The sequence below is a fragment of the Streptomyces sp. NPDC014894 genome (assembly GCF_043080985.1).
Classification (GTDB): domain Bacteria; phylum Actinomycetota; class Actinomycetes; order Streptomycetales; family Streptomycetaceae; genus Streptomyces.
In genome coordinates, this window is the sequence record NZ_JBIBWD010000001.1 from 926,218 (window position 1) to 947,414 (window position 21,197).

General features: G+C 73.2%; 21 protein-coding genes. 16 read left to right on the forward strand and 5 right to left on the reverse strand.

Annotated elements, in window-relative coordinates:
• The first annotated feature begins 101 nt into the window (after positions 1–101).
• The 8 genes from ribD (at position 102) to ACF089_RS04070 (ending at position 6,123) form a co-directional block, all read left to right on the forward strand.
• Positions 102–1,193, forward strand: coding sequence for a bifunctional diaminohydroxyphosphoribosylaminopyrimidine deaminase/5-amino-6-(5-phosphoribosylamino)uracil reductase RibD (gene ribD, locus ACF089_RS04035; RefSeq protein WP_392021404.1), 1,092 nt, complete (start codon positions 102–104; stop codon positions 1,191–1,193).
• A complete protein-coding gene (locus ACF089_RS04040; RefSeq protein ID WP_392021406.1) occupies positions 1,194–1,802 on the forward strand; it encodes a riboflavin synthase in 609 nt (202 codons plus the stop codon).
• On the forward strand, positions 1,799–2,443 hold the full coding sequence (locus tag ACF089_RS04045; RefSeq protein ID WP_392021409.1) for a nicotinamide riboside transporter PnuC: 645 nt from the start codon (positions 1,799–1,801) through the stop codon (positions 2,441–2,443). The genes ACF089_RS04040 and ACF089_RS04045 overlap by 4 nt, the downstream gene beginning before the upstream one ends.
• Complete coding sequence (locus ACF089_RS04050) at positions 2,440–3,792, forward strand: bifunctional 3,4-dihydroxy-2-butanone-4-phosphate synthase/GTP cyclohydrolase II (protein ID WP_392021412.1); 1,353 nt, start codon at positions 2,440–2,442, stop codon at positions 3,790–3,792. Before ACF089_RS04045 ends, ACF089_RS04050 begins: the two co-directional genes overlap by 4 nt.
• Before the next feature lie 136 nt (positions 3,793–3,928).
• Entirely contained in the window at positions 3,929–4,414 is a 486-nt protein-coding gene (gene ribH, locus ACF089_RS04055) for a 6,7-dimethyl-8-ribityllumazine synthase (RefSeq protein WP_392021415.1), read from the forward strand.
• A 33-nt stretch (positions 4,415–4,447) separates the two neighbouring features.
• Positions 4,448–4,720 carry a phosphoribosyl-ATP diphosphatase gene (locus tag ACF089_RS04060; RefSeq protein ID WP_392021418.1) on the forward strand — a complete coding sequence of 91 codons (273 nt, stop codon included), beginning with the start codon at positions 4,448–4,450 and terminating at the stop codon, positions 4,718–4,720.
• Between the two features lie 84 nt (positions 4,721–4,804).
• Positions 4,805–5,653, forward strand: coding sequence for an ATP phosphoribosyltransferase (hisG, locus tag ACF089_RS04065; RefSeq protein ID WP_392021420.1), 849 nt, complete (start codon positions 4,805–4,807; stop codon positions 5,651–5,653).
• A 14-nt stretch (positions 5,654–5,667) separates the two neighbouring features.
• The gene (locus ACF089_RS04070) at positions 5,668–6,123 is read left to right on the forward strand and encodes a PH domain-containing protein (RefSeq protein ID WP_392021422.1); all 456 of its coding nucleotides are present in this window, start codon (positions 5,668–5,670) and stop codon (positions 6,121–6,123) included.
• Positions 6,124–6,158: 35 nt separating this feature from the next.
• Here ACF089_RS04070 and ACF089_RS04075 read toward each other — a convergent pair whose 3' ends face one another.
• Together ACF089_RS04075 and ACF089_RS04080 are read right to left on the reverse strand one after the other, a co-directional pair.
• Positions 6,159–8,063, reverse strand: a complete 1,905-nt coding sequence (locus ACF089_RS04075; RefSeq protein ID WP_392021425.1) for an AAA family ATPase — start codon at positions 8,061–8,063, stop codon at positions 6,159–6,161.
• Between the two features lie 330 nt (positions 8,064–8,393).
• Positions 8,394–9,083 carry a uridine kinase gene (locus ACF089_RS04080; protein ID WP_392021428.1) on the reverse strand — a complete coding sequence of 230 codons (690 nt, stop codon included), beginning with the start codon at positions 9,081–9,083 and terminating at the stop codon, positions 8,394–8,396.
• Between the two features lie 259 nt (positions 9,084–9,342).
• On the opposite strand from ACF089_RS04080, the gene ACF089_RS04085 reads away from it, so the two are divergent.
• From ACF089_RS04085 to ACF089_RS04095, 3 genes are all read left to right on the forward strand, one after another.
• On the forward strand, positions 9,343–10,725 hold the full coding sequence (locus ACF089_RS04085) for a peptidase C39 family protein (RefSeq protein WP_392021430.1): 1,383 nt from the start codon (positions 9,343–9,345) through the stop codon (positions 10,723–10,725).
• A 210-nt stretch (positions 10,726–10,935) separates the two neighbouring features.
• Positions 10,936–11,097: an SCO1431 family membrane protein gene (locus tag ACF089_RS04090; protein WP_392021433.1), complete on the forward strand. Its 162-nt coding sequence runs from the start codon at positions 10,936–10,938 to the stop codon at positions 11,095–11,097.
• 259 nt (positions 11,098–11,356) lie between these two features.
• Positions 11,357–12,529: an acyl-CoA dehydrogenase family protein gene (locus ACF089_RS04095; RefSeq protein ID WP_392021436.1), complete on the forward strand. Its 1,173-nt coding sequence runs from the start codon at positions 11,357–11,359 to the stop codon at positions 12,527–12,529.
• Between the two features lie 314 nt (positions 12,530–12,843).
• On the opposite strand, the gene ACF089_RS04100 is transcribed toward ACF089_RS04095, so the two are convergent.
• Positions 12,844–13,236, reverse strand: a complete 393-nt coding sequence (locus ACF089_RS04100) for a hypothetical protein (RefSeq protein ID WP_392021437.1) — start codon at positions 13,234–13,236, stop codon at positions 12,844–12,846.
• A 202-nt stretch (positions 13,237–13,438) separates the two neighbouring features.
• On the opposite strand from ACF089_RS04100, the gene ACF089_RS04105 reads away from it, so the two are divergent.
• The 5 genes from ACF089_RS04105 to fxsA all read left to right on the forward strand — a co-directional run bounded on the left by ACF089_RS04105 (position 13,439) and on the right by fxsA (position 18,833).
• Complete coding sequence (locus ACF089_RS04105) at positions 13,439–13,879, forward strand: Lrp/AsnC family transcriptional regulator (protein WP_392021440.1); 441 nt, start codon at positions 13,439–13,441, stop codon at positions 13,877–13,879.
• Between the two features lie 22 nt (positions 13,880–13,901).
• Entirely contained in the window at positions 13,902–15,539 is a 1,638-nt protein-coding gene (locus tag ACF089_RS04110; RefSeq protein ID WP_392021443.1) for an amidohydrolase, read from the forward strand.
• A gap of 536 nt (positions 15,540–16,075) precedes the next feature.
• Positions 16,076–16,861, forward strand: coding sequence for a polyprenol monophosphomannose synthase (locus tag ACF089_RS04115; RefSeq protein ID WP_392021445.1), 786 nt, complete (start codon positions 16,076–16,078; stop codon positions 16,859–16,861).
• Positions 16,862–17,272: 411 nt separating this feature from the next.
• Positions 17,273–18,178, forward strand: a complete 906-nt coding sequence (locus ACF089_RS04120) for a helix-turn-helix domain-containing protein (RefSeq protein ID WP_392021447.1) — start codon at positions 17,273–17,275, stop codon at positions 18,176–18,178.
• A gap of 46 nt (positions 18,179–18,224) precedes the next feature.
• Positions 18,225–18,833, forward strand: coding sequence for an FxsA family membrane protein (gene fxsA / locus ACF089_RS04125; RefSeq protein WP_392021450.1), 609 nt, complete (start codon positions 18,225–18,227; stop codon positions 18,831–18,833).
• A gap of 267 nt (positions 18,834–19,100) precedes the next feature.
• Here the strand turns inward: fxsA and ACF089_RS04130 are convergent, their stop codons facing one another.
• Both ACF089_RS04130 and ACF089_RS04135 read right to left on the reverse strand, forming a co-directional pair.
• Positions 19,101–19,475 carry an RNA polymerase-binding protein RbpA gene (locus ACF089_RS04130; RefSeq protein ID WP_003959706.1) on the reverse strand — a complete coding sequence of 125 codons (375 nt, stop codon included), beginning with the start codon at positions 19,473–19,475 and terminating at the stop codon, positions 19,101–19,103.
• Between the two features lie 267 nt (positions 19,476–19,742).
• Positions 19,743–21,119: an MFS transporter gene (locus ACF089_RS04135; protein WP_392021452.1), complete on the reverse strand. Its 1,377-nt coding sequence runs from the start codon at positions 21,117–21,119 to the stop codon at positions 19,743–19,745.
• Positions 21,120–21,197: the final 78 nt, after the last annotated feature.

Sequence of the window (21,197 nt, forward strand, 5' to 3'; positions counted from 1 at the left end):
GTGCGCCCCTTCGGCCCGGCGCGGCCATGTGCCGTGGCGTCCCGCTCTCTGTCGTCATCGACAGGCCCCGGAGTCCGTGCCCGAAGAGGCAGGAGGACCCGGTGGCCACCGCAGCCGACACCGCCGCCATGCGCCGAGCGATCGCGCTCGCCGCCCGCGGACTCGGCTTCACCAGCCCCAACCCGGTCGTGGGATGCGTCGTCACCGACGCCTTCGGACAGATCGCCGGCACCGGCTGGCACCAGCGCGCCGGCGGACCCCACGCCGAGGTGCACGCCCTGCGCGAGGCGGGCGCGAGCGCCCGGGGCGGCACCGCGTACGTCACCCTCGAACCCTGCGACCACACCGGACGCACCGGCCCCTGCTCCCGGGCGCTGATCGAGGCCGGGGTGGAGCGCGTCGTCCACGCCGTCGCCGATCCCACCCCGCAGGCGTCCGGAGGCGCGGACACCCTGCGCGCCGCGGGCGTCCGCGTCGAGTCCGGGCTGCTCGCCGCCGAGGCCGAGGCGGGCAACATCGCCTGGCTCACCTCCGTACGGCTGCGCCGCCCCCACGTCCGCTGGAAGTACGCCGCCACCCTCGACGGCCGGATCGCCGCCCGGGACCGCACCAGCCGCTGGATCACCTCGCCCGAGGCCCGCGCCGACGTCCACCGGCTGCGCGCCGAGGCCGACGCGGTCGTGGTCGGCTCCGGCACCCTCGCCGCCGACGATCCCCACCTCGCCGTGCGCGGCGTCGACGGCGCGAGCCAGCCCCTGCGCGTGGTCCTCGACACCCACGCCGTGATCCGGCCGGACGCCCGCGTCCTCGACGACGCCGCGCCCACCCTGATCGCCGTCGGCGAGCACGCCGACACCGCCCGGCTGCCGGGCGTCGAGACCGTCCGGCTCCCGGCCGGCGAGCGCGGTCTCTCCGTCCACGCCCTGCTGGACGAGCTGCACGGACGGGGCGTCCGCTCCGTCCTCCTCGAAGGCGGCCCCACCCTCGCCGGAGCCTTCGTCGCCGCCGGGGCCGTCGACCAGGTCGTGGCCTATCTCGCCCCCGTACTCCTCGGCGCCGGACCCGCCGCCCTCGGCGACGCCGGAATCTCCACCATCGGCGAAGCGTTCCGGCTCGAGACGACCGACACCGTCCGCATCGGCCCCGATCTCCGGATCACCGCCGTCCCCGTCACCGCACCCAAGGAGCGCTGAGTGTTCACCGGAATCGTCGAAGAGCTGGGCGAGGTCACCGCCGTCGAGAACCTGGGGGACTCCTCCCGCTTCCGGCTGCGCGGCCCCCTGGTCACGGACGGCGCGCGCCACGGAGACTCCATCGCGGTCAACGGCGTCTGCCTGACCGTGGTCGAGGCCGCCGACGGTCAGTTCACCGCCGATGTGATGGCGGAGACCCTCACCCGCTCCAGCCTCGGCGCGCTCGCCCCCGGCTCCCGGGTCAATCTGGAGCGGCCCACACCGGTCGGCGGACGTCTCGGCGGACACATCGTCCAGGGGCATGTCGACGCCACCGGCACCATCGTCGACCGCGCCCCCTCGGAGAACTGGGAGATCGTCACGGTCTCCCTCCCCGCCGCCCTCTCCCGCCATGTGGTGGAGAAGGGCTCGATCACGGTCGACGGGGTCAGCCTCACCGTCGTGGAGGCGGGCGACGACCACTTCACCGTGAGCCTCATCCCGACCACCCTCGCGCTGACCACCCTCGGCCTCAAGCGGACCGGCGACCCGGTCAACATCGAGGTCGACATCATCGCCAAGTACGTCGAGCGGCTGCTCGGGTCCCGAACCCAGGAGATCGCGCCATGAGCGCCCTGTCCACGCTGAACTCCGTGGCCTTCACCGCCTTCGGCCAGGACATCAAATGGTCCGACATGATCGGCAACACGATCGGTCTGATCGCCCTGGCGCTCGGCTGGCGGCGCTCGGTGTGGACCTGGCCCGCCCAGCTGCTCTCCGGCGTGGTCCTGATCGGGGCCTACGCCTCCGCCCAGCTCAGCGGCGGCGTCGGCAAACAGCTCCTCGTCATCCTCGTCGCGCTCTGGGGCTGGCGGCTCTGGACCCGGGGCAGCCGGCAGGCCCAGGACGGCTCCGTCGCCGTCCGCTTCGCCACCTGGAAGGAGCGCGGGCTGCTCGCCGCCGGAGCCGTCGCCGGCACCCTCGCCGTCGGCTGGCTCTTCACCCTCTACCCGTCGCTGTCGTGGAGCCCGTGGGCCGACGCGTACATCTTCGTCGGCACCATCGTCGCCATGGTCGCCCAGGCGCGCGGACTGGTCGAGTTCTGGTTCGCCTGGCTGCTGGTCGACATCGTCGGCGTGCCCCTGGCCTTCAGCAGCGGCCTCGCCTTCTCCGGTCTGGTCTACGTGATCTACTTCGCGCTCGTCCTGTGGGGCCTGCGCGACTGGTGGCTGCGCTCCCGTACCCCGGTTCTGAAAGGAGCCCCGGCATGACCTCCGTCCCGCTGGAATCCGCCCCGCCCGCCGGCCGTCCGCCGCGCACCGCGGAGCCGGCCCCCACCTGGTACTCCACCGACAATCGTGAGGACTTCGCCCTCGACCCGGTCGAGCAGGCCATTCGCGACATCAAAGAGGGCCGCCCCGTGGTGGTCGTGGACGACGAGAACCGGGAGAACGAGGGCGATCTCGTCATCGCCGCCGAGATGGCCACCCCCGAGGTCGTCGCCTTCATGATGAGCGAGTGCCGGGGACTGATCTGCGCGCCCATGGAGAGCGACGAGCTGAACCGGCTCGAACTCCCGCAGATGGTCGAGCGCAACACCGAGTCGATGCAGACGGCCTTCACCGTCTCCGTCGACGCCGCCCCCGCCCACGGCGTCACCACCGGCATCTCCGCCGCCGACCGCGCGACCACCCTGCGGCTGCTGGCGAGCGGCGAGGCCGCCCCCGCCGACCTCGTCCGCCCCGGCCATGTCTTCCCGCTCCGCGCCAAGCCGGGCGGAGTCCTGGTCCGCAACGGACACACCGAGGCCGCGGTCGATCTCGCCCGGCTCGCGGGACTGCGCCCCGCGGGCGCCATCGTGGAGATCGCCGGCGAGGACGGCGTCATGCTCCGCCTGCCCGAGCTGGTCCCCTTCGCCCGCAAGCACGGACTGACGATCATCTCCATCGAGGATCTGATCGCCCACCGGCTCGCCACCGAGCCCACCGTCCAGCGCGAGGCCGCCGTCGACCTGCCGACCTCCTTCGGCCGCTTCACCGCCTACGGCTACCGCTCCGTCATCGACGGGGTGGAGCACGTCGCCCTCGTCCACGGCGAGGTCGGCGACGGCGAGGACCTCCTCGTCCGCGTCCACTCCGAGTGCCTGACCGGCGACATCTTCCACTCGCTGCGCTGCGACTGCGGCCCCCAGCTGCACGCCTCCATGGAGCGCGTCACCCGCGCGGGCCGCGGCGTCATCGTCTATCTCCGCGGCCACGAGGGCCGGGGCATCGGACTGCTGCCCAAGCTCCGCGCGTACGAACTCCAGGAGCGGGGCCGCGACACCCTCGACGCCAACCTCGAACTCGGGCTCCCCGCCGACGCCCGCGACTACGCCGCCGGCGCGCAGATCCTCGCCGACCTCGGCGTCCGGAGCCTGCGGCTGATGACCAACAACCCCGACAAGGTCACCGCCCTGGTCCGGTACGGCCTCACCGTCCACGGCCGGGAGCCGATGCCCGTCCAGGCCGGCGAGCACAATCTCCGCTATCTGCGCACCAAGCGGGACCGGATGGGCCACGATCTCCCCGATCTGCCCGGACTCGACGCGACCGCCGCGTCCGCCTGCGGCAATCAGTGACGCCCGCGGAACCGGCGGCACGGCCTCGGGCGGCCGGTGACCGGGACCGCGGAGGACCGCTACACCCGCTACACCCGCGACGGCCGACGGCACGGCCCGCGGTGATCAGCAACGACGAGAATCCTCAAGGAGAAGCGTGAGCGGCAAGGGCGCACCCGAACTGTCCGTACGCAACTGCGGCGACCTCCGCGTCGCGGTCGTCGCGGCCCTGTGGCACGAGCAGATCATGGACGGACTCGTCGACGGCGCGCTGCGCGCCCTCGGCGAGCTGGGCATCGACGAACCGACCCTGCTGCGGGTCCCCGGCAGCTTCGAGCTGCCCGTCGTCGCCAAGGTCCTCGCGGGCCGGGGCTACGACGCGATCGTCGCGCTCGGAGTCGTCATCCGCGGCGGCACCCCGCACTTCGAGTACGTGTGCCAGGGCGTCACCCAGGGCCTCACCCAGGTCTCCGTCGACACCGGCGTCCCCGTCGGCTTCGGCGTACTGACCTGCGACACGGAGGAGCAGGCGCTCGCCCGCGCGGGCATCGAGGGGTCGACCGAGGACAAGGGGCACGAAGCGGTCACCGCGGCCGTCGCCACCGCCGCGACCCTGCGTTCGGTCAGCGAACCCTGGCGCTGACGGCCCGGCCGCACCCCGTACCCTGAGAGAATCATGGCGAACAAAACCTTCGAAGAACTCTTCGCCGAGCTCCAGCTCAAGGCGCAGACCGGCGACCCGGCCACCTCCCGCACCGCCGAGCTGGTGGGCAAGGGAGTCCATGCCATCGGCAAGAAGGTCGTCGAGGAGGCCGCCGAAGTCTGGATGGCCGCCGAGTACGAGGGCAAGGAAGCCGCCGCCGAGGAGATCTCGCAGCTGCTTTACCACGTCCAGGTGATGATGGTCGCGCGCGGGATCTCCCTCGACGACGTCTACGCCCACCTCTGACCGACCGACCGACCACCGCCTGACCGCCTGACCGATCGTTCCGTTCCGTTTCCCGCACTCCGTCTACGTAAGGAAGCCGACCTCATGCTGCGCATCGCCGTCCCCAACAAGGGTTCACTGTCCGGACCTGCGTCGGCGATGCTCCATGAGGCCGGCTACCAGCAGCGCAAGGAGTCGAAGGAACTGGTCCTGGTCGACCCGGAGAACGAGGTCGAGTTCTTCTACCTCCGCCCCCGGGACATCGCGATCTACGTCAGCACCGGCCGGCTCGACATCGGCATCACCGGCCGCGATCTGCTGCTGGACTCCGGAGCCGGCGCCGAGGAGATCCTCCAGCTCGGCTTCGCCCGCTCCACCTTCCGCTACGCCACCCGGCCGGGCACGGCGAGCGGCGTCGCGGACTTCGGCGGCATGACCGTCGCCACCTCCTACGAGGGCATCGTCGCCCAGCACCTCGCCGACAACGCCATCGACGCCTCCGTGGTCCACCTCGACGGCGCGGTGGAGACCGCGATCGAACTGGGCGTCGCCCAGATCATCGCGGACGTGGTCGAGACCGGGACCTCGCTGCGCAACGCGGGCCTGGAAGTCATCGGCGAGCCGATCATGACCTCCGAGGCCGTGGTCATCCGCCGCATCGGGGCCGACGCCGAGGACGCCAAGGTGCAGCAGTTCCTGCGCCGGCTCCAGGGCGTCCTGGTCGCCCGCTCCTACGTGATGATGGACTACGACTGCCGGGTCGAGCACCTCGAACAGGCCGTCGCCCTCACTCCCGGCCTCGAATCGCCCACGATCTCCCCCCTGCACCACGAGGGCTGGGTCGCGGTGCGCTCCATGGTCGCCGCCAAGGAGGCGCAGCGGATCATGGACGATCTGTACGAGCTGGGCGCGCGAGCCATCCTCACCACCGCCATCCACGCCTGCCGGCTCTGAGGACCTTCGAAACCATGTCCAGCACCCCCGCCCGGGACCACTCCCTCCCGGTGACCTTCCGGCCCACCCGCACCCGGGTCATCCTGCTGACCACCGGCGTCGCGATGTTCGCCGTCGTCACCTTCGTCGGTCTGACGCTGGACCGGCTCAGCCCGGGGGAGCGGATGAGCTTCGTCTTCACCGCGCTGATCCTCTTCGCGGTGCCGGCCCTGCTGGCCCGGCCCAAGGTGGTCGCCGACGACACGGGCGTCACCGTCGTCAACATCACCGGGGTACGCCGGCTGGAGTGGGCGGAGATCGTCCGGGTCAATCTCCGCCAGGGCGACCCCTGGGTCTTCCTCGATCTGAGCGACGGCACCAGCCATCCGGTCCTCGGCATCCAGCCGGGCGTCGCCAGGGAGGCGGCCGTCCACGACGCCCGCGCCCTGCGCGCGCTGGTCGAGTCGCACAGCTCCGCGGCCGCGGCCTAGATCCCCTCTTTCACGGCCTTCGCCCCGACGGAGCGTCAGCCCGCCGGGGGATCCTGCGGGCCGCGCTCCCTCGGACCGCGGCCCGAGAGGACCTCGCCGTACGCCTGCATCAGATCGGGCAGCCGCAGGGTGGCGAGATCCTCCCGGGTGGGCGTCCCCGGATAGCCGGAGAGCCGCAGATCGCGGTAGGCGCAGCTCTTCTCGTACAGGGTCCGCAGAAAGCGGCCGTTGCCCAGCTCGTCGATCCAGCTCTGGTCGACCACATGGCCGCTGATGGAGCGCAGTTCGTCCACCGCCTCCTCGTCCCACACATCGCCGTTCTCCGCGGCCAGCACCTCGCCGATCGCGGTCAGCTCCAGCGGGCGGTACGAGGGGAAGTCGACGCGGGTGGTGAAGCGGGAGGTCAGCCCGGGGTTGGCGGCGAGCAGCCGGTCCATGCCCTCCGGATAGCCGGCCAGGATCACCACCAGGTGATCGCGATTGTCCTCGGCCCGCTTCAGCAGCACCTGGAGCGCCTCGTCGCCGTAGGCGTCGCCCTTGGTGTAGCCCGAGTTGGCCAGGCTGTACGCCTCGTCCACGAAGAGCACCCCGCCGAGCGCCGAGTCGATCAGCTCATTGGCCTTCACCGCCGTCTGGCCGAGGAACTCGCCGACCATGTCGGAGCGCTGGGCCTCCACCAGATGGTCGCCGCCGAGCAGTCCGAGCGCGTAGAAGACCCGGCCGAGGATCCGGGCGACGGTGGTCTTTCCGGTGCCCGAGGGCCCGGAGAAGATGAAATGGCGCTTCGGCGGCTGCACCGGCAGCCCTTGACCGGCCCGCAGCCGGGCCATCTCCAGCTGGGCGGAGAGCGCCTTGACCTGCCGTTTCACCGGATCCAGGCCCACCATCCGCTCCAGCTCGGTGAGCGCCTCGGCCAGCAGCGCGGGGTCGGTCGGCCCCGAGGGGAGCAGCGCGGGGGAGCCCTGGGCCGGGGTCCGGTCCCGCCGCCGGATCGCGTCGGGCAGCGGTACGGGCGGCACGGAGCCGGGCATCCGGTCCTGCGGATCGGGCCCGAGCCGGGCCTCGGCCGCGGCGCCCTCGGCCTCCGACGTCTCGGTGGCCCGCTCCTGGAGGGGCTCGGGTCCGAATCCGGCCAGGGAGACCGCGAGCCCGGCCGATTCGTCGTAGCCGTCGATCCCGTCGTACTCCGCGATCGCCGTCAGCCGGGCCGAGGTGTCCATGAAGGCCGGATCGATCCGGTGCACCGCCCGGTACAGCGGGAGGGCGGCCGCGCTGCGGCCGGTGCCCTCATGGGCGCGGGCGAGCCAGTAGCGCAGCTCCTTGCGCTGGGGCTGCTCGCTGCGGCAGCGCATCAGCGCCGTCGACAGCAGCGGCTCGGCCTGTCCGTACATCTCCAGCCGCACCCGGGCCATACCGCCGAAGAGCCCGGCCTCGATGCCCAGCAGGGGATCGTCGACCAGCGGCTCGGTGTGCCGCACCAGCTCCTCCCAGTCCTTGACCAGATAGGCGCGGCAGGCGTGCAGAAAGCGCACCTGGGGATCGGTGTCCACGGGCGGCAGCCCGGCCAGCGCCCGGTCCAGATCGGGCACATGGCGGCCGTCGAGCCAGTGGGAGGCGTGCGCGAGCAGCAGATCGCGCGGGGTCTCCAGCACCGGCTGGACCCACCAGCCGAGCCAGTACCAGGAATTGAGGGTGCGTCGGTGGCGGGTGCGCTGCTCGCCGAAGCGGTCGCGGGCGCGGTACATCCGCAGCAGCGCGTTGGCGGTGTCGACGCGCAGGGCGTGCAGTCCCAGCCAGCCGTCGGCCATACCGGGGTCGAGCTGCACCGCCGTCCGGAACTCGTCCTCAGCCTGGGGGTAGGCCCCCATGGTGTACGCGTCCACGCCGCGCACCCAGGCGAGGTCGGCCGGGGCCGGTGCGCCCTGCGTGCCGAATTCCATCAGGTCCCCCACAAAGTGCACCTGCGCCGTGTCCGGGAGGACGTCCCCCGGTCCGCCGTCGGCGGGTGACGGCGGCAAGGCACCGAACCGCCGTTCCGTGGACGGGATTTGACCCCACCGAATGGCATCGTACCTGCGCGGGGACGCCGAGCTTAAGGGTGCCGGGAAGTGATCCGGATCGCGGTGACCGAGGGTGAGGACGGGGGCTCGGGGGCGGCGCGGCCGGGGCAGAACGAAGCCCCCGGTCACGGGGGAACAACCGGGGGCTTCGTGTCTGCGGCGGCCGCGAAAGCCGCACATTGAGAACGTAAGACCTGTACGGCCCCTCGGTCAAGCAGAGTTCGGGCCCTCTTCCGGCAGATTCCCGACTGGTCGGTATGGTCGGGAAAGCCGGTCACCCAGTGTGATGATCTGGTTCTGGCGTGCGTTTGTTCGGGTGCCGGGGAGCAACTCGTATCCCTCGGGGCGCTCCCGTATCAGCGCGTCCGCGAAGGGGCGGGACGGGTCGGCCGAGAAATGGCGGGTCTCCGCCGCTGTCCAGCCGTCCCAGAAGGCGGTCAGCGCACTCCCGTCCCGCCGCCGGCCGCGCGACCAGGAGCTTTCGGCGTCCCGTTCCATCCACAGCAGCGCCGCCAGATACGGGCGCAGCGCCCGGCGGCCGGCGCCCACGCCCTCGACCAGGACCACGGGTGCGGCGGGGAGGGGGCGCGCGGGGGTGAAACGGCGCTCGACCCAGTCGTAGGGGGCGTATCGCGCGGCCGTGCCCCGGGCGAGGGGCTCGATCACCTGGCGGAGCATCCGGTCCGTCCAGTCGAAGAGTTCGTCGTGGCTGGCCAGATCGTCCAGGTGGAGTACGGGGACGGGCGCGGCCCCCGCGGGACGCTCCAGGGCCGCCGCGAGCCGGGCGGCGAAGGTGCTCTTGCCGGAGCCCGCGTGGCCGTCGACCGCGATCAGCCGCACCGGGCCGCAGGACGGGGGCAGCGCGCGCAGCGTCCGGGCCGGCCGGTCGAGATCCTCCATTCGGCCACCCTACGGCGGGCGGCGTGCTTCCTGTCGGCGGGGCGGCTCGGCTCGGGTCGGGGCCCGCGCCCCCGTGCCCGTACCCCCGCGCCCTCGGCCCCGTACCCCCGCGCCCCCGCGCCCCCGTGCCCGTACCCCCGCGCCCCGGTCCCGGGAGGCGCGCCGGAAAAGCCGCCGGAGGCTGGCCCCGGCCGCCGTCAGCGGCGATAGTGGCCCCCGTCGAGTCCACCGGCCGTGCGCCGCCGACCTGGGGGTCCCTTTGGCCACTTCGCGCAGAACCGTGCTGAGCGCCGCGATCGCGGCGGCCGCGGGAGCGGGGGCGCTCTCCGCCTCCTCCGTCTCCGCGCTTCCCGCGGCCTCCTCCGGGCCCGTCCGGTCCCCGGCGCCGGGGACCGGACGGCCCTTCGATCCCCCGGCCGTGGACAACCGCTTCTGGGTCTCCCACACCGACTGGCGCTCCGGCGACCGGGAGGGCGTCCGCGCCGTCGCGGGCCCGCGCCCCGGGCTGGTCATCGCCCGTCCGGCCGGTGTGGTCGAGTACCCCGACCCGCACACGGGCCGCACCGAGAGCTGGGAGTACGCCGTCTGGACCTCGCCGGAGCACCGCCCGAGGGTCCCCGCCACCGAGGTGATCGCCTCCTGGAACGCGAAGACCCCGGCCGGCACCTGGATCCTGGTCGAGGTGAGCGGCGGCTACGACGACGGCGGCCGGTCGCCGTGGTTCGTGCTGGGCCGCTGGGCGTCGGGCGACGGCGACATCGCGCGGGCCTCGCTGGACGGCCAGTCCGACGGCCGGGCCTCCGTCTGGACCGACACCCTCGCGATCGACGATCCGGCGGGCGGGCGGCGGCTGACCTCCTACCGGCTGCGGCTCACCCTGCACCGCAGGCCGGGCGCCCGGCTCACCCCCGCGGTCCGCCGGATCGGCGCGATGGCCTCGGACGTACCGAAGCGGTTCACCGTGCCCGAGACCGTCCCGGGGGCCGCGGGCGAGCTGGCCGTGCCGCGCTACTCGCAGAACATCCACATCGGCCGCTATCCCGAGTACGACAACGGCGGCGAGGCCTGGTGCAGCCCGGCCTCCTCACAGATGATCATCGAGTACTGGGGCCGTCGCCCCACCGACGAGGACCTCGCCTGGGTCGATCCCGCCTTCGACGATCCCCAGGTCTGCCACGCCGCCCGCCGCACCTACGACCACCAGTACGAGGGCTGCGGGAACTGGGCCTTCAACGCCGCCTACGCGGCGACCTACCGCCGGATGAACGCGGTCGTCACCCGGCTCGGCTCGCTGACCGACGTGGAGCGGCTGATCGCGGCGGGCATCCCGGTCATCACCTCGCAGTCCTTCCGCGAGGAGGAGCTGACCGGCGCGGGGTACGGGACGGCCGGCCATCTGATGACCGTGATCGGGTTCACCCCCGAGGGCGATGTGATCGCCAACGATCCGGCCTCCGACGCCAATGACGCGGTCCGCCGGGTCTACCGCCGCCGCGAATGGGAGACGATCTGGCTCCGGACCCAGCGGTACAGCGCGAGCGGGAAAGTGGTGTCCGGCACAGGAGGCGTCTGCTACCTCTACTGGCCCGAGCGCCCCACGCCCGCCCAGCGCCGGGTTCTGGCCGCTCTCGGGGTGCGCTGAGCCGATCTCCGGCCCTCAGGGGCAGTGACCCGAGTCACTGCCCCGGGGGACGTCTCCTGGCACTGTGGTCGAAACGCCGGGCCACCGGACCTCCGGACCGGGCGCTGTGCGCCGGACCGGGCCACCGGACGGCGCCCCGGGACCCGGCCGCCGGGCCCCCGGACCGACCCCGGCGGACGCCCCCTCCGCCGGCCGACCGAGCGAGACACCATGACCTCCACCGCAGGCTCCGCCGTATCCGCCGCCGTCGCTCCTTCCGCCCGCACCCGCACCGGCGGCCCCGACGACCGCTCCGACGTCGTCGAGCACATCGTCGGCTGGGCCCTGGTGATCGTCCTCGCCATGCTCGTCACCCGGCTCGGCCTGCTGTAGTCCCCCCGCCGGGCCCTCCCGGGCGCTCCCGCCCCGCGTCCGGAACAGCGGCGCACCGCACGGCGGAGGCTGACGGATCATCCGTTCCGGCGCACCCGTGACGGAACTCCCCCGATCGGGCATACTCAACGCGCCACAGCCGCCGCCCAGCCCCTTCCGTGATCCGGAGGCGCAGCATCGGCCTGGCGAAACGACAGGCGAGGCGCGCTCCACCCCTGGCGCGCGACGCCCCAGCGCCCGACAGGGAGGAGAGCGCGCAATGTCCGACAGCGTCCCGCAGCCGGTGGACCGACGGCTGCCCACGGAGGAGTCCAGGGAACTGATCGCCCTGGTCCGCGACATCGTCCAGCGGGAGGTCGCCCCCCGGGCGGCCGAGGAGGAGGAGTCCGGGCACTTCCCCCGGGAGCTGTTCTCCCTGCTGTCCGCCTCGGGGCTGCTCGGCCTCCCCTACGCCGGCGAGCACGGCGGCGGGGACCAGCCGTACGAGGTCTATCTCCAGGTCCTGGAGGAGCTGGCCGCCGGCCGCCTCACCGTGGGCCTCGGCGTGAGCGTCCACACCCTGGCCTGCCACGCGCTCGCCGGATACGGCTCCAAGGAGCAGCGGGCGGCCTGGCTGCCGGATCTGCTCGGCGGCGGTCGGCTCGGCGCGTACTGCCTCTCCGAGCCCGCCTCGGGATCCGACGCCGCCTCGCTGCGCACCAAGGCCGTGCGCGACGGCGACGACTGGGTCATCACCGGGACGAAGGCGTGGATCACCCACGGCGGCGTCGCGGACTTCTGCACCGTTCTGGCGCGCACCGGCGCGGAGGGGGCCCGGGGGATCACCGCGTTCCTGGTCCCCGGCGACGCGCCGGGGCTGAACGCCGCCGTGCCGGAGAAGAAGATGGGCATGAAGGGCTCGCCCACCGCGCAGCTCCACTTCGACGGCGTCCGGGTCCCCGACTCCCGCCGGATCGGCGAGGAGGGGCAGGGCTTCACCATCGCGCTCTCCGCGCTGGACTCCGGCCGGCTCGGCATCGCGGCCTGCGCGGTCGGCGTCGCGCAGGCGGCCCTGGACGAGGCGCTCGGCTACGCCGCCGGCCGTCATCAGTTCGGCCGTCCCGTCGCCGACTTCCAGGGGCTGCGGTTCCTGCTCGCCGACATGGCGACCCGGGTCGAGGCGGGCCGCGCCCTGTATCTGGAGGCCGCCCGGCTGCGGGACGAGGGCCGTCCCTTCTCCCGGCAGGCCGCCATGGCGAAGCTGTTCTGCACCGACGCGGCCATGAGCGTCACCACCGACGCGGTCCAGGTGCTCGGCGGCTACGGCTACACCGCCGACTTCCCCGTGGAGCGTTACATGCGCGAGGCGAAGGCGCTCCAGATCGTGGAGGGCACCAACCAGATCCAGCGCATGGTCATCGCCCGTCATCTGCTGGGGCCCGAGTCCCGCTGAACTCCGCCGTCCCGGTGCCGCGTTCTCCCCGAGAGCGCGGCACGGGCGTTTCCGACCGAGGCGCCGTCGGCGGCCGAAACGATTCGCCGGGCATCGTGCGCCCGGCGCCGTCGCGCGCCCAACACCCGGACGGACGGCGAGCGGTGGTGCGGTCGAGGCACTCTCGGCGGCGCACGGCCCGGGCAGGCCGGTTCCGCGCCATGCCGGTCGGCCGCCATGGCGCGGGACGGTGCGGGGACTACGGGATCGGGTACGGGGTACGAGCGGTACGCACGGGTTCGAGACCGCCGGGTACGGATGCGCGTACGGGGCCGTCAGGCGGCGCGGGCGCGCACCGGGCGGGAGCCGGGCCCGCCGACGTGCGAGAAGGGCTGCATCCGCCAGTCCAGGCCCTGAGGCAGCGTCAGCAGCAGCCCCATCTCCTGCTCCTGGACCTCACGGGTCTCGTCGGCGGGACGGGCCTGCCCGGCGGGGCGGCCGGTGCCGGTGCAGACGGTCAGCCCGAACGGATTCCACGGAGTGGGGCACAGAGCGTGCTCCGGCAGCGCGTCCTCGTCGGCGAGGAGCGCGATGGGCTGCGCGCAGTCCGGGCAGATGACCCGGTACATCTCGAAGGTGTCGTACGCGTCGAACTCGTCCATCTCGGCCGACTCTGCCGGATCAAGGGGCTCCGGTTCGGGACGGCCGATGTTCTTCACACTCTGCATGGGTTCTCCCCCTCGGGTGGGCCAATCAGGCACATGTGGCCTCGACCACAGCAAGCACTTCCCCATGCGATTGGCGGGTAACCATCCGGTCACGGCCGAGGCCGATTCATTCCTGTGGCGTTCGTCACATGCCCCTCGCAGATGCCCCGGCACGGCCCGCGGGGCTGTGCCGGAGGCCGCTTCGCCAATTAGGTTGATCCGCATGGAGGAGCTGGATCGTCACATCGTTGAATTGCTCGTCAAGGACGGCCGCATGAGCTACACCGACCTGGGCAAGGCCACCGGCCTGTCCACCTCGGCGGTGCACCAGCGGGTACGCCGGCTCGAACAGCGCGGAGTCGTCCGAGGGTACGCCGCGGTCGTGGACCCCGAGGCGGTGGGTCTGCCGCTCACCGCGTTCATCTCGGTCAAGCCCTTCGACCCCAGCGCCCCCGACGACATCGCCGAACGACTCGCCGACGTACCCGAGATCGAGGCCTGCCACAGCGTCGCCGGAGACGAGAACTACATCCTCAAGGTGCGGGTCGCCACCCCCCTGGAGCTGGAGAACCTCCTCACCCGCATCCGCTCGCTGGCCGGGGTCTCCACCCGTACCACCGTCGTCCTCTCCACCCCCTACGAGGCCCGCCCGCCGCGCATCTGAACCACTCCCTAGGCTGGTGCCCATGACCGAGAGCACCGCCCTCCGCGGCGAGCACCGCACCACACTGCTGCGCGGCGGAGAAGTTCACAGCCCCGCCGATCCCTTCGCCACCGCGATGGTGGTCGAACAGGGCCATGTCGCCTGGGTCGGCTCCGAGGGGGCCGCCGACGCCTTCGCCGCCGGGGTCGACGAGGTCGTCGACCTCGAAGGCGCTCTCGTCACGCCCGCGTTCACCGACGCACATGTGCACACCACGGCGACCGGGCTCGCCCTCACCGGTCTCGACCTCTCCGGCGCGCCCACCCTCGCCGACGCCCTGCGGCGGGTGCGGGAGCACAGCGCCGGCCGCCCCGACGGACAGGTCCTCATCGGCCACGGCTGGGACGCCGCCCGCTGGCCCGAGCGCCGCCACCCCACCCGCGCCGAGCTGGACGGGGCGAGCGGCCGCCGCCCGCTCTACCTCACCCGGATCGACGTCCACTCGGCCGTCGTCACCACCGCCCTGCTCGACCTGGTGCCCGGGATCGAGCGGCTGACCGGCTACCACCCCGACGGGCCGCTCACCGACGCCGCCCACCACGCCGTACGGGCCGCCGCCCACGCCGCCGTCACCCCCGCCCAGCGCGAGTCGGCCCAGCGCGCCGCCCTGGAGCACGCCGCCTCGCTGGGCATCGGCACCGTCCACGAGTGCGCCGGACCCGACATCTCCGACGAGGACGACTTCACCGCCCTGCTCGCCCTCGCCGAGGCCGGCCCCGGCCCCCGGGTCGTCGGCTACTGGGCCGAGCGGATCGCGGACGCGAAGGACGCGCTGCGGATCCGGGAGCTGGGCGCCGCCGGAGCGGCGGGGGACCTCTTCGTCGACGGCTCCCTCGGCTCCCACACCGCCTGTCTGCACGACCCGTACGCCGACGCGGCCCACCGGGGCACGGGCCACCTCGACGCGGCCGCCGTCGCCGCCCATGTCACCGCCTGCACCGAAGCCGGCCTCCAGGCCGGTTTCCACGCCATCGGGGACGCCGCCCTCACCGCCGTCACGGACGGGGTGCGGGCCGCCGCCGAGACCCTCGGCCTGGCCCGGATCCGCGCCGCCCGCCACCGGATCGAGCACGCCGAGATGCTCACCCCCGAGACCGTCGCCGCCTTCGCCGAATTCGGACTCACCGCCTCCGTCCAGCCCGCCTTCGACGCGGCCTGGGGCGGCGACGACGGCATGTACGCCGAGCGGCTGGGCGTGGAGCGGGCCCGCACCCTCAACCCGTACGCCGCGCTCCTGCGCGCCGGGGTGCCGCTCGCCCTCGGCTCCGACAGCCCCGTCACCCCGCTCGACCCCTGGGGCACGGTCCGCGCCGCCGCCTTCCACCGCACGCCCGAGCACCGGATCTCGGTCCGCGCCGCCTTCACCGCCCACACCCGGGGCGGCTGGCGGGCGGCCGGGCGCGACGACGCCGGGGTCCTGGCGCCCGGCGCGCCCGCCGACTACGCCCTCTGGCGCACCGGCGAACTGGTGGTCCAGGCCCCCGACGACCGGGTCGCCCGCTGGTCGACCGATCCGCGCTCCGGCACCCCCGGACTGCCCGACCTCACCCCCGGCAACGAGCTTCCCGTCTGTCTGCGGACCGTGGTGGCCGGCCGGACCATCTGGACAAACCGGTCGTGAGCCGCCGAACGAGTGACGTACGGGCGCGGTGAACCCCGGGATGGTGTCCGGGGCGGTCGGCCGCGACCTGCGGATCTTCCGCGCCGACGCCGCCGAATTGGGCAAACCGCGCAGATCGCACGACTGTTGACATGGAGCGCCCACGGGCGGGTAGGTTCGGCCGAGTCCACCACAGGACGTCCGACCGGCGGACCACCACGCAGTCGTCGAACGCCGCTGGGCCATGGGCGGTGCGCCGCACCGGAGCACCGCCACTGGGAGCCAGGTCCAGCGCCCGCGCCTCGGGGGCGGGGCAAGGTTGCAGCCGGACGGCGGGTGAGACCCGGACGGGGTCCGGCGTTCAGTAGACAACGGTCTCGGTCGGCCCGCAGCCGGCGGGTCCCAGGCCGGCCCGAAGGACGCCGGACCCCTGTCCGTACCCCTTCGGCCCCGCCGCGCGCACGGCCCGCCCCGGCGTCCGTGTCCGTGCCGTCGCGGGGCCCCGCCCGGCGATCGCTATGGTGGGTCTCTGTGCACGGACATAAAAGGGGCCAGCAGTGAACGACGGCGCTAGGGACAGCGAAGCCCAGGCGAAGCGGTACGGGCCGCTCGGCAGATCCTTGGTGATCATTCCGACCTACAACGAGGCCGAGAACATCACGACGATCGTCTCCCGGGTGCGCGCCGCCGTGCCCGACGCGGACGTCCTCGTCGCCGACGACAACAGCCCCGACGGCACCGGCAAGATCGCCGACGAGCTCGCCCACGAGGACGACCAGGTGCGGGTGCTGCACCGCAAGGGCAAGGAAGGACTCGGCGCGGCCTATCTCGCGGGCTTCTCCTGGGGCCTGGAGCACGGCTACGACGTACTGATCGAGATGGACGCGGACGGCTCCCACCAGCCGGAGGAGCTGCCCAGGCTGCTGACCGCCCTCAAGGGCGCCGACCTGGTCCTCGGCTCCCGCTGGGTCCCCGGCGGCCGGGTGGTCAACTGGCCCAAGTACCGCGAGTTCATCTCCCGCGGCGGCAGCACCTACTCCCGGATGCTCCTCGGCCTCTCCATCCGCGACGTCACCGGCGGCTTCCGCGCCTTCCGCGCCGACACCCTGCGCGGCCTCGGACTCGGCGAGGTCACCTCCCAGGGCTACTGCTTCCAGGTCGACCTCGCCCGCCGGTCCGTCGCGGCCGGCTATCACGTGGTCGAGGTCCCGATCACGTTCGTCGAGCGCGAACACGGCGACTCCAAGATGAACCGGGACATCGCCGTCGAGGCCCTGTGGCGGATCGCCGGCTGGGGACTGTCGGAACGCACCAACAAGCTGCGCGGCCGCCCGAATCCCTGAGCCCGGTCCCTGAAGCTCCCGGGGTCCTCGGGCCCCGGCGGCCGGATACCACACCGGCCGCTGCCCGTCCAGGGCGAGCCGTGCCCTGTCGCCCCGGGCGGCGGCCGCCGAGACTGGATGCAGTCCCGCCCGAACGCCCCGCGCCTCCGCGTCCGGCCCGCTCCCCGCCTGCGGACCGGCCGCGCGAGCGGGGCGGCCCGCCCCCGAGCGGACGCACGGGGCCGGGCACGGGGGAATGGGGGGTACGGGGGACCCCGGGGGCCGCGCCGGAGACGGTGCGGCCCCCGAGGGACCGGCCCCGGTCGTCCGGCTCCCGCCGGGGCGACCCGGGCGGCGCTTCTCGGACAACGTTCGCCCGGACCCCGTGACGGGGCTGCCCCGGGCGTTTCCCCCCGGCACATAATCTGCGCCATGGCCCTCCACAACCCAGAACTCCGGAACTTCCTGCTGTCCCGGCGGGCCCGGCTCGGCCCGGGCGACGTGGGGCTGCCCACCTCGGGATCCCGGCGGGTGGACGGACTGCGCAGGGAGGAGGTCGCCGCCCTCGCGGACGTCAGCGTCGACCACTACATCCGGCTGGAGCGGGGCCGCGCCTCCCAGGTCTCCGACACCGTCCTGGACGCGGTCGCCAGAGCGCTCCGGCTCACCCCGGCCGAACACCGCCACCTCTACCGGCTCGCCCGGCCCGACGCCCTCACCCCGCGCGACCCGGCCGAGACGCCCGTACGCTCCGGAGTGCGCCAGGCCCTCCAGGCCATGACCGCCCCCGCCTATCTGGTCGGCGCGCGCGGACTGATCCGGGAGTGGAACCGGCCGGCGTCGGAGGTCTTCGTCGACTTCGCCCGGATCCCGCCCGAGCGCCGCCACGTCGGCTGGATCGTCTTCACCGATCCGCGCGCCCGCGAGCTGTACGCCGACTGGGAGACCAAGGCCCACGAGACCACCGCGTATCTGCGCACCGAGGTCGCTCAATACCCGCACGACGCCGAGCTGGCCGCCCATGTCGCCGAGCTGGCCCGCGCCAGCGCCGACTTCCGCGCCCTCTGGTCCCGGCACGCCGTCCTCGGGATCAGCCACGGCACCACCGCGATCCGCCATCCCTCGGCCGGCGTCCTGGAGCTGTCCTTCGAGACGATGCGGCTCACCGACGACCCGCGCGAGGTGGTCGTCGTCTACTCGGCGGCGGCCGGATCGCCGTCGGCCGCCGCGCTGGCCCGGATCGCGGCCCGGGAGCCGCCGGACTCGGCGCCGGGCGCGCCCGGGCGGAACGGCCTCCCCGCCCGCGAGCCCCGCGAAGGCGGGGAACGATCTTCCTGATCACCCCCTTACACCGCTTCGGCGGGCGTCCAGGCACACTGGGAGCATGACGACCGGCGCCATGCCCCCTTCAGCCCCCGGCCCCAAGCGCTCACGCGCCCGCACCCTCATCCCGCTCTCCGTCGCCGCCTGGCTGGTCCTGGAGATCTGGCTGCTGACCCTGGTCGCCGGGGCGGCCGGCGGACTCACCGTGTTCGCCCTGCTCGTCGCGGGCGGCCTGCTCGGCGCGGCGGTGGTCAAGCGCGCCGGACGACGGGCCTTCCGCAATCTGACCGAGACGCTCCAGCAGCAGCAGAGCGGCGCACCGCAGAGCACCCCGACAAAGGGCACCAGCGGCACCAGCGGCGACGGCAACGGGCTTCTGATGCTCGGCGGGCTGCTGATCATGCTGCCCGGACTGCTCTCCGACGTGGCCGGCCTGCTGCTGCTCGCCCCGCCCGTCCGCTCCCTGCTGGGGCGGTACGCGGAGCGCTCGCTGGAGCGCCGGATGCGCGCCGCGGGTCCCGGCAGCCTGGGGGACGCCTTCCAGCAGGCGCGGATGCACCGCCCCGACGGAAAGATCGTCCAGGGCGAGGTCATCCGTGACGACGCTCCCCCGAACCCCTCCGCCGGGGACGCGGACCCGAGCGGCCCCAGGCCGCCGCTCGCCCGCTGACCGGCCCTCTCGTACGTCCGTACTGTCCGGTGCGGGTGTTCCGTCCCCCGGCCCGGGGGTGGAACACCCGCACCGGGCCCGCACGGAGGACCGACCCCGGGGCCCGGCGCGTGAAGGACCGGGCCCGAACGCACGCGTGAGGACCCGCCCCGGGCGCGCCGAGAAGGCGATCGCCCCCGGGCGCGCGCAAAGAGCCGCGGGCCGTCTCACACACATGGTGTGAGACGGCCCGCGGCTCTTGTCTCGCCTGATGCTCTCGGGATCCGGTTAAGCGGACTTCCTGCTGTCCCGCGGATGCACGGCGATGTTCATGGCACCGGAGCGCAGAACCGCCAGCCTCTCGGCCAGCACCTCCTCCAGCTCCTCGCGGGTACGCCGCTCCATGAGCATGTCCCAGTGCGTGCGCGCGGGCTTGCCCTTCTTCTCTTCGGGGCCGTCCCCGTCCACCAGGAGTGCCTGGGCGCCGCACGCCTTGCACTCCCACTCCGGCGGAATTTCTGCCTCGACCGAGAACGGCATCTCAAAACGATGTCCGTTCTGGCATGCGTACTCCACCGCCTGGCGCGGGGCCAGATCGATGCCGCGGTCCGTCTCGTAGCTGGTAACCACGAGTCGCGTGCCGCGGAGAGCTCGCTCACTCATGAATCGTGCCTCCCGGGCTTGTCGCCCACAGGACAGGTGTCGCTGTCGTCGTCATCCGGTCAACGTCCGGTCGGCCGTAAAGATTCCCGTTCCGGGTCATGCGTCGCCCGTCGTGCCGCTGCTTTCCCAAGGTTGGGGTACCCGCCAGTGCCCGGTTTGTCACATCTGGCAGAAAGTGTCACCCACGGATTCCACTTCCCCCCTGTGCGCAGTAACGGTCCGCCTGGCAGGCCAAACGCGTACACTACCGGCCTTTCACTGCACCGTCTAAATCCGCTCCGGCACCGGATTGCCCGCGGCGGCCACCGCACGGGCGACGGGAACCCGGGCGAGCAGGACGAAGCCCAGCCCGAAGAAGACGATCAGAGAGAGGATCGCATCGCGATAACTGCCGGTCAGCTGGTACGCGAGCCCGAAGAACAGCGGCCCGAGCCAGCTCAGCCCGCGGTCGCTCATCTCGTACGCCGAGAAGTACGCCGCCTCCTTGCCGCGCGGCACCAGGTGTGAGAAAAGCGACCTGGACAGCGCCTGACTGCCGCCCAGAACCAGGCCGATCGCCGCCGCCAGCGCGAAGAACCAGACCGGCGAGGCCGCCGGAAGCAGGAAGCCGGCCACCAGAATCAGCGTCCACACCGCCAGCGAGCCCAGAACGGTCCGTTTCGCGCCATGCGTCCGGGCGAGGCGTCCCATGCCGAGGGCGCCCGCCACAGCCAGCACCTGCACCAGCAGCACCGCGACGATCAGCGTCGTCTGGTCGAGCCCCAGCTCCTCGGAGCCGTAGACGGACGCCTGCGAGATCACCGTCTGGATGCCGTCGTTGTAGACCAGATACGCCAGCAGGAACGACAGGGTCAGCGGATGCCGCCGCATGTCCCTCAGGGTCGCCACCAGCTGGCCCCACCCCGTACCCACGCCGCCCGCGCCGTCCGGGCCGTCGGGTCCCGCCCGCCGGTCCCGCAGCCGCCGCAGCGGGATCACCGTGAACGCGCCCCACCACAGCCCCGCCGTCGCCAGACAGATCCGTACCGCCTCCGCCTCCGACAGGCCGAAGGACGCGTGCCCGCTGTACAGCACCAGATCGAGCACCAGCACCAGCGCGCCCGAGGTGTAGCCGAACGCCCAGCCCCGCGAGGAGACGGCGTCCCGCTCGCCCGGCCCGGCCAGCTCCGGCAGATAGGCGTTGTAGAGCACCATCGAGACCGACAGCGCGGCGTTCGCGACGATCAGCAGCACCGCGCCCAGCGCGTAGCGTTCGCCGCCGAGGAAGAACATCCCCGCCGTCGCCGCCGACCCTGTGTACGCGGCCGCCGCCAGCAGCGGCTTCCGCCGCCCCGTACGGTCGGCCCACGCGCCCGCCAGCGGCATCAGCAGCACCGCCAGCACCACCGACACCGAGATCGAGTAGGCGAACAGCGAACCCGCCCGCACCGGGACGCCCAGCGGACGGACGAACCCGTCGGCGTCCGCCGCCGCCTTCGCCACCGACGTCAGATACGGCCCCAGGAACACCGTGACGACACTCGTCGAATAGACCGAGCAGGCGAAGTCGTAGAAGTACCAGCCCCGCTGCTCCCGGCGGCGCTCCGCGCCCTCCGCGCCCTTCCCGCTTCCCCCGGCCGCCCCGTCCGCGGTCTCCGCGGTCATCCGCGCCCCCAACTCCTCGCCCGCGCTCGCGGTGCGTGCCTCCGGGGGTACGGGCGGTCCCGCGCGCCCCCGCGTCCG

What these genes read in the sequence shown, in the direction of transcription:
- ACF089_RS04045 (WP_392021409.1), top strand. Translation starts at nt 1,799, where the DNA reads ATGAGCGCCCTGTCCACGCTGAACTCCGTGGCCTTCACCGCCTTCGGC.
- ACF089_RS04050 (WP_392021412.1), top strand. Translation starts at nt 2,440, where the DNA reads ATGACCTCCGTCCCGCTGGAATCCGCCCCGCCCGCCGGCCGTCCGCCG.
- ACF089_RS04060 (WP_392021418.1), top strand. Translation starts at nt 4,448, where the DNA reads ATGGCGAACAAAACCTTCGAAGAACTCTTCGCCGAGCTCCAGCTCAAG.
- hisG (WP_392021420.1), top strand. Translation starts at nt 4,805, where the DNA reads ATGCTGCGCATCGCCGTCCCCAACAAGGGTTCACTGTCCGGACCTGCG.
- ACF089_RS04070 (WP_392021422.1), top strand. Translation starts at nt 5,668, where the DNA reads ATGTCCAGCACCCCCGCCCGGGACCACTCCCTCCCGGTGACCTTCCGG.
- ACF089_RS04075 (WP_392021425.1), bottom strand. Translation starts at nt 8,063, where the DNA reads ATGGAATTCGGCACGCAGGGCGCACCGGCCCCGGCCGACCTCGCCTGG.
- ACF089_RS04080 (WP_392021428.1), bottom strand. Translation starts at nt 9,083, where the DNA reads ATGGAGGATCTCGACCGGCCGGCCCGGACGCTGCGCGCGCTGCCCCCG.
- ACF089_RS04090 (WP_392021433.1), top strand. Translation starts at nt 10,936, where the DNA reads ATGACCTCCACCGCAGGCTCCGCCGTATCCGCCGCCGTCGCTCCTTCC.
- ACF089_RS04095 (WP_392021436.1), top strand. Translation starts at nt 11,357, where the DNA reads ATGTCCGACAGCGTCCCGCAGCCGGTGGACCGACGGCTGCCCACGGAG.
- ACF089_RS04100 (WP_392021437.1), bottom strand. Translation starts at nt 13,236, where the DNA reads ATGCAGAGTGTGAAGAACATCGGCCGTCCCGAACCGGAGCCCCTTGAT.
- ACF089_RS04105 (WP_392021440.1), top strand. Translation starts at nt 13,439, where the DNA reads ATGGAGGAGCTGGATCGTCACATCGTTGAATTGCTCGTCAAGGACGGC.
- ACF089_RS04110 (WP_392021443.1), top strand. Translation starts at nt 13,902, where the DNA reads ATGACCGAGAGCACCGCCCTCCGCGGCGAGCACCGCACCACACTGCTG.
- ACF089_RS04120 (WP_392021447.1), top strand. Translation starts at nt 17,273, where the DNA reads ATGGCCCTCCACAACCCAGAACTCCGGAACTTCCTGCTGTCCCGGCGG.
- fxsA (WP_392021450.1), top strand. Translation starts at nt 18,225, where the DNA reads ATGACGACCGGCGCCATGCCCCCTTCAGCCCCCGGCCCCAAGCGCTCA.
- ACF089_RS04130 (WP_003959706.1), bottom strand. Translation starts at nt 19,475, where the DNA reads ATGAGTGAGCGAGCTCTCCGCGGCACGCGACTCGTGGTTACCAGCTAC.
- ACF089_RS04135 (WP_392021452.1), bottom strand. Translation starts at nt 21,119, where the DNA reads ATGACCGCGGAGACCGCGGACGGGGCGGCCGGGGGAAGCGGGAAGGGC.